Origin of the sequence: Ancylomarina sp. (assembly GCF_041555295.1) — a bacterium.
Taxonomy (GTDB): Bacteria; Bacteroidota; Bacteroidia; order Bacteroidales; family Marinifilaceae; genus Ancylomarina.
Genome location: NZ_JBFFKR010000184.1, coordinates 1 through 7060 on the forward strand (window position 1 = coordinate 1; position 7060 = coordinate 7060).

6 protein-coding genes and 3 tRNA genes are annotated in these 7060 nt (G+C 37.2%); 1 reads left to right on the forward strand and 8 read right to left on the reverse strand.

The genetic code is table 11. The features are described from left to right. From ABY905_RS12180 to mce, 8 genes are all read right to left on the reverse strand, one after another. Positions 1-73: transfer RNA gene (locus ABY905_RS12180), tRNA-Gly, on the reverse strand. 43 nt (positions 74-116) lie between these two features. Continuing rightward, positions 117-189, reverse strand: a tRNA-Gly gene (locus ABY905_RS12185). A 42-nt stretch (positions 190-231) separates the two neighbouring features. Further along, positions 232-304, reverse strand: a tRNA-Gly gene (locus tag ABY905_RS12190). 199 nt (positions 305-503) lie between these two features. Next, a complete protein-coding gene (locus ABY905_RS12195; protein ID WP_372644287.1) occupies positions 504-1616 on the reverse strand; it encodes a sodium ion-translocating decarboxylase subunit beta in 1113 nt (370 codons plus the stop codon). Between the two features lie 553 nt (positions 1617-2169). After that, positions 2170-2589, reverse strand: a complete 420-nt coding sequence (locus tag ABY905_RS12200) for a biotin/lipoyl-containing protein (RefSeq protein WP_372644273.1) — start codon at positions 2587-2589, stop codon at positions 2170-2172. Positions 2590-2593: 4 nt separating this feature from the next. After that, the gene (locus tag ABY905_RS12205; protein ID WP_372644276.1) at positions 2594-2941 is read right to left on the reverse strand and encodes an OadG family protein; all 348 of its coding nucleotides are present in this window, start codon (positions 2939-2941) and stop codon (positions 2594-2596) included. Positions 2942-2954: 13 nt separating this feature from the next. Continuing rightward, on the reverse strand, positions 2955-4511 hold the full coding sequence (locus tag ABY905_RS12210; protein WP_372644279.1) for an acyl-CoA carboxylase subunit beta: 1557 nt from the start codon (positions 4509-4511) through the stop codon (positions 2955-2957). A 38-nt stretch (positions 4512-4549) separates the two neighbouring features. Then, the gene (gene mce / locus ABY905_RS12215; RefSeq protein WP_372644282.1) at positions 4550-4954 is read right to left on the reverse strand and encodes a methylmalonyl-CoA epimerase; all 405 of its coding nucleotides are present in this window, start codon (positions 4952-4954) and stop codon (positions 4550-4552) included. Positions 4955-5612: 658 nt separating this feature from the next. Here mce and ABY905_RS12220 point away from each other — a divergent pair. Beyond that, positions 5613-7060: AIR synthase-related protein (locus tag ABY905_RS12220; protein WP_372644285.1), on the forward strand; the 1448-nt coding region annotated here is incomplete at its 3' end.

Below are 7060 nucleotides of genomic sequence, written 5' to 3' on the forward strand. Positions count from 1 at the left end.
AGCGAGAAACGAGACTCGAACTCGCGACCCCGACCTTGGCAAGGTCGTGCTCTACCAACTGAGCTATTCTCGCAATTTCTTTTTTTTATATAAATCATAAAAGAAAAACTGATCTGAGCGAGAAACGAGACTCGAACTCGCGACCCCGACCTTGGCAAGGTCGTGCTCTACCAACTGAGCTATTCTCGCAATTTCTTTTTTTATATAAATCAGAAAAGAAAAACTGATTTGAGCGAGAAACGAGACTCGAACTCGCGACCCCGACCTTGGCAAGGTCGTGCTCTACCAACTGAGCTATTCTCGCAATTTACGCTCTATTCTCAATCGTTATTGAAAAAACAAATCGGAAAATAAACATTAAGCATTATCCTTGTCAATTGCGATGCAAATATAGGCATTCTCTACGTTCCAGCAAGTTTTTGCTCAAAAAAAATGACAATAAAAAAACACCTCTGAATTTCAGAGGTGTTTTTGAATATATCTATCAAAATGTAGAATAACTCTTACATTAAGAAACTCAATAGAATACCAGCTCCTACTGCCGAACCAATCACACCTGATACGTTAGGCGCCATTGCATGCATTAACAAGTGGTTTGTTGGATCATTCTCTAATCCCATCACCTGTACCACACGAGCACTATCAGGAACAGCAGATACTCCAGCCGCACCAATCATTGGATTGATAGGACGATCTTTTGGTGATAGTATGTTCATTACCTTAGCAAACAATACACCACCAGCTGTTGCTACAATAAATGATGCAGCACCTAATACAAAAATCAAAATTGAATCAGGAGTCAAGAATACATCAGCTTGAGTTGATGCACCAACGGTAACACCTAGCAAGATTGTAATAACATTAATCAAAGCATTACTTGCAGTTTCAGCCAAACGGTTAGTTACTGTTGATTCTTTTAGTAAGTTACCAAAGAACAACATACCCAACAATGGAACCGCAGTTGGTGAGATGTAAGCTGTTAACAATAGACCAATAACAGGGAACATAATTTTCTCAAGACGAGTTACAGCACGAGGTGCTTTCATCTTAATCATTCGTTCCTTCTTAGTTGTCAACAAGTTGATAATTGGAGGCTGAATTACTGGAACCAAGGCCATATACGAATAAGCTGCAATCGCGATAGGACCGATCAAGTTCTTCACTGTTTCTCCGTTAGCCATCACATTCATACCATTGGCAAGTTTAGATGACAAGAAAATAGCTGTAGGACCATCAGCACCACCAATAATTCCAATAGCACCTGCTTCTGGTGGCGCAAAGCCTAACCAAAGAGCACCCAAGAATGTAGCAAAGATACCAATCTGAGCTGCTGCTCCAAGAATCATCAAACGTGGGTTTGAAATCAATGAAGAGAAGTCAGTCATAGCACCAATTCCTAAGAAAATCAAAGGAGGATACCATCCTTGCAATACACCTGAATAAAGCAGGTTCATCACTGACCCTGGCTCATAAACACCTAACTTTAAGTTAAAGTCTACAGCTTGGAACATTGGAATATTACCAATCAAAATACCTGTTCCAATAGGAATAAGTAATAATGGCTCGTAATCGTATTTAATGGCTAAGAAAAGGAAGAAGATCCCGATTAGCATCATTAATAAGTGACCAGCCGTTACATTAGCAAAACCAGTAAATTCATAGAAATTTTTCAATCCAACTACGGCATCTGACTCATGAGCGCAATTAAATTCAGCATTGTCACCAAACTTAAGAACATCATCACTAATATGAGCTACACGTGTCCCTAAATCAAGGTTTTCGGTAGATATCCAATAAGATCCGGTGTTTGAGTTTGGATTTCTGTTCTTACTAAGGTGCTGAACATTTTGCTTATTAAAGGTCATAATAACCTTATTAGCCTCAATAGTCCAGTGCCCTGTAAAACGCTGCTTAATTGAATCCATAGTGAACGTCTTGTCCGCTTTGAATTCAAAAATTTTATAACGTTTTACTGTTCCTCTACTTTCATCACCTAAAGCGTTTGGAATATAACCATCTTGATGATTAATCCATTTCCCTTCAGTTAATTGTTCTTTGACAGTCCCCGTATTTTGAGCTAGAGATGAAAAAGCCATCCCTAGCATCAAAACAAGTGAAAATATCATTTTATATAGGTTTCTCATTACGTTGTATTTGACTTAATTTGATTTACCCTATTTCAATAAGTACATCATCCTGAAGTACTGCATCTCCAACATTTACCTTAATAGCTTTAACAGTACCTGCTTTTTCAGCCAATACGTTATTTTCCATTTTCATGGCTTCCATTACAAGTACTGTGTCACCAACATTAATTGCGTCACCAACAGCAACACCAATTTTAATAATGGTACCTGGAAGAGGAGCTTTAATTGCTGAAGCACCTGCAGATTTCTGAATCTGACCTTCACCTGGCTTATTAATGACAGCCTTACGAACAAACTGAGGCGTTTTCTTAGCTTTTTCATCAACTTTAATCTCAACATCGTAAACAGTACCGTTTACTTCAATTTGAGCATTTGAACCTTCGATCTCTTTGATGTCAACATCGAATTCTTGTCCGCGTATCGTAAATTTGAACTTTTTCATCGTTTTATCTTGGTTGATTCATTACTCCATAAATCTTAGAACTCCATGGAGAATAATTCTTAGTTACTTTCTTAATGGTAATAATATTGCTTTCCTCATCGTGAATTTGATCGAAATGCATGTAAAGCGCCATAGCAATAGCTGCATTTACATTTCCTTCAATATTGAAATCCTCAACATTTGACTTACCTTGCTTTTTTAGCTTCGATCTAAGATTGATCTGCAAAAGCCTAGGCAGGTTTACAAAAACAATAACCAATGCTATCAAAGCGGTAAATACAATGCCGTATCCAACCAAGGCAATTGTCCAGCCACCCTGACTTCCAATCGATAATAAATTGATATAACTCATAGTTTATTATTTTTTACAATGGAATGTTTGAATGCTTTTTAGCAGGATTACATTGCTTCTTAGTCTGTAAAGACTGGAATGCACGAATCACTCTAAAACGTGTATTACGAGGCTCAATCACATCATCAATATAACCGTATGAAGCTGCATTGTAAGGATTAGCAAATTTCTCGTTATACTCTATCTCTTGCTCGTTGATGAATTTAGTTTTCTCATCATCGTTAAGCTCCATCATTTTTCTACCATGTAGTACCTCAATAGCACCTTTAGCACCCATTACTGCAATCTCAGCTGAAGGCCAAGCGTAGTTAAGGTCGCCACGAAGTTGCTTACAAGACATTACATCGTGAGCACCACCATAAGATTTACGTAAAGTGATTGTTACTTTAGGAACAGTAGCTTCACCATATGCAAACATTAGTTTCGCACCATGAGTAATGATACCACCAAACTCTTGGCTTGAACCAGGAAGAAATCCAGGAACATCAACTAAAGTAAGAATTGGAATATTGAAACAGTCGCAGAAACGAATGAAACGAGCCGCTTTCCTTGATGATTCAATATCAAGAACACCTGCTAAGAAATTAGGCTGATTGGCAACAATACCAACAGACTGACCTCCCATACGAGAGAAACCTACAAGAATATTCTTTGCATAGTGACGGTGAATCTCTAAAAATTCAGCATCATCAACAATGGAATAAATGACATCCTTCATGTCATAAGGCATGTTAGGATTCTCAGGTACAATCTCATTCAATGCATCCTCTAATCTATCAATAGGATCGGCACAATCAACAAGTGGTGCCTCTTCAAGATTATTAGATGGCATAAAAGATAACAGCTTACGAATAATCATGATACCTTCTTCTTCATCTTCCAATTTGAAGTGAGAAACACCTGATTTTGAAGCGTGCATATGTGCACCACCCAAAGCTTCAGTTGTAATATCTTCACCAGTCACCGTTTTAACAACTTTAGGACCAGTAACGAACATGTATGACTTTTCTTCAGTCATCATGATAAAGTCAGTTAATGCAGGAGAATAAACGGCTCCACCAGCACAAGGACCAAAAATTGCAGAAATCTGAGGAATAACTCCAGACGCCATGATGTTTCTTTGGAAAATCTCAGCATAACCAGCAAGAGCAGTTACACCTTCCTGAATACGAGCTCCACCTGAATCATTCATTCCAATACAAGGTGCACCAACTTTCATTGCCATATCCATCACCTTGCAAATTTTTTGTGCAAAAGTTTCAGATAAAGAACCACCAAATACTGTAAAATCCTGAGAGTATACAAAAATCAAACGTCCATCTACAGTACCTTGACCTGTAACAACACCATCGCCTAAGAACTTAGTCTTCTCCATACCAAAGTTGGTACAACGATGAGTCACAAACATGTCGAATTCCTCGAAACTGCCTTCATCCAAAAGCATGTCGATTCTTTCACGAGCAGTATACTTACCTTTCTTGTGCTGAGACTCGATACGCTTCACGCCTCCGCCAAGTTTAGCTTCAGCTCTTAAGTCAATTAACTTCTTAATCTTATCCTGACTAGCCATAACTTCTATTAGTTATAATATATTATAATTGAGTATTCTTATTTATTTCCACAAAGTTCAGTCAAAACTCTCTGAGTTGACTTAGGGTGCAAAAAGCCAATAGTTAAGCCTTCAGCTCCACCTCGAGGAGTTTTGTCGATTAACTGACAACCTGCTTCTGCAGCATCATTCAATGCTTCCTGAACATCTTCTACAGCAAATGCTAAGTGATGCATACCTCCACCAGTTTTAGCTACGAATTTGCCAATTGGCCCTTCAGGATCAGTAGACTCAAGCAATTCGATTTTTACATCACCCACTTTAAAAAATGCAGTCTTTACTTTCTGATCAACAACTTCTTCAATAGCATAACACTCTAATCCTAATACTTTCTCGTAAAATGGAATAGCTTCTTCTAAGCTTTTAACAGCAATTCCGATGTGCTCAATATGTGTCGGTTTCATAATTAAATTGTATTTTGATTGAATAATTTTCGTGACAAAAATATTGAAAGCAAAGACGATAATCAACGTTTTCTTTGATTATTATACTTGTTCTTCAACATGTTCAAACCAGCAAGCTTTAATCGTCCATTTTGATTTGATACAAAGATGATTACAAAAACAAACTCATTTAAAATCTTCCGAAATAAAGCGCAAAACTACATGTAAATCAGCATAATCGAAAACCTTTGCATAAATCTTAATTTTTGCCGTACCAAATGAAGATAGTTTTCATCTTTTTTAAAAAAAAAGAATAGTTTCCGCAACATAGAGTCAGCTGTTTTATAACAAATAATTAATTCTCAAACTTTTTTTCTATTATAAGCTTGACCTTATTGTAGAAAAATCGATAAACAATTTAGCCTCTCACAATTTCATTCATCGCAATTTAATATCTCTTTACAACACGAGCAAAACAAATAAGCTCATCATTAAGCTTCTAATCTAAAAATCCGATCAATCAAGAAAATATTATTTCCCATTTAAAAAGAAGGATGTTTTACACAAATAGCAGCATTAAAAACATTGAAATTCCACAATCTCGGTTCAACAAAATCAAACTCTTTAACTATATTTGCAGCGAAATCTGCTTTCAACCAATTTTTATAAAAAATTTAAGATGATACTATTCTTTAAAAAAGGTAAAGTTCATTACGGAGTACATTGTTCTCTCGAATTAAATGCAATTGACACAGCTAAATTATCTTGGCTATTTAGCGATGCTGAAATCCTAACTAGCGAGACTATAACTGGTAAGTTTGTAGGACCTCGTAAAGAGATGATTACTCCTTGGAGTACCAATGCTGTTGAGATCACTCAAAATATGGGATTAAACGGAATCCTTCGTATAGAAGAATTCATACAAGTTGACACTGAGAATCCTCAGTACGATCCTATGCTTCAAAGCTCATATGAGAATTTAGATCAAGAGATTTTCACTATTGAAAAGCAAGCTGATCCAGTTATTTTCATCGAAGATATTAGAGCTTACAACAAACAAGAAGGTTTGGCACTTAGCGAAGAAGAAGTTAAATACCTTGAAGACGTTGAAAAGAAGATTGAGCGGAAATTAACCGATTCAGAAGTTTTCGGTTTTTCTCAAGTAAACTCAGAACACTGTCGCCACAAAATATTTAACGGTACTTTCATAATTGATGGCGAGGAAAAAGAATCTTCTCTTTTCCAATTAATTAAAGAAACCTCAAAAAAGAATCACAACCGTATTGTATCAGCTTATAAAGACAATTGCGCCTTTGTAGAAGGTCCACGAGTTGAACAGTTTGCTCCTGCTTCTCACGACAAAGCAGATTTCTTTTATACTAAAGATATTGACACTGTCATCTCATTAAAGGCCGAAACTCACAACTTCCCTACTACAGTAGAGCCATTTAATGGTGCTGCAACTGGAACTGGTGGTGAGATTAGAGATCGTATTGCAGGTGGGAAAGCATCTTTACCAATGGCAGGAACAGCTGTATATATGACAGCATATCCTAGACTTGAAGCTACAAGAAATTGGGAAAACGCGACTGATCCTCGTAAATGGTTATACCAAACTCCTGAAGAAATTCTTATCAAAGCGTCAAATGGTGCAAGTGATTTCGGAAACAAATTCGGTCAGCCATTAATTTGTGGTTCGATAATGACTTTCGAGCATTTCGAGAACAACAAAAAATACGGTTACGATAAGGTAATCATGCAAGCAGGAGGAGTTGGATATGGCCGATTAGAGCAAGCTCAAAAAGATGTCCCTAAAAAAGGTGACAAAGTTGTTCTTTTAGGTGGTGATAACTACCGAATTGGAATGGGTGGTTCTGCGGTATCTTCAGTTGCTACAGGTGAATTCAATAACTCAATTGAGTTAAATGCTGTTCAGCGTTCAAATCCTGAAATGCAAAAAAGAGTCTGCAATGCTATCCGTGCAATGGCTGAATCTGATCACAACCCAATTGTTTCAATTCACGATCATGGTGCTGGTGGTCACTTGAACTGTCTATCAGAATTAGTTGAAGAAACTGGTGGTAAGATCGATCTTAACGCTCTTCCTGTTGGTGACCCTACTCTATC

What these genes read in the sequence shown, in the direction of transcription:
- ABY905_RS12210 (WP_372644279.1), bottom strand. Translation starts at nt 4,511, where the DNA reads ATGGCTAGTCAGGATAAGATTAAGAAGTTAATTGACTTAAGAGCTGAA.
- ABY905_RS12205 (WP_372644276.1), bottom strand. Translation starts at nt 2,941, where the DNA reads ATGAGTTATATCAATTTATTATCGATTGGAAGTCAGGGTGGCTGGACA.
- mce (WP_372644282.1), bottom strand. Translation starts at nt 4,954, where the DNA reads ATGAAACCGACACATATTGAGCACATCGGAATTGCTGTTAAAAGCTTA.
- ABY905_RS12200 (WP_372644273.1), bottom strand. Translation starts at nt 2,589, where the DNA reads ATGAAAAAGTTCAAATTTACGATACGCGGACAAGAATTCGATGTTGAC.
- ABY905_RS12195 (WP_372644287.1), bottom strand. Translation starts at nt 1,616, where the DNA reads ATGATGCTAATCGGGATCTTCTTCCTTTTCTTAGCCATTAAATACGAT.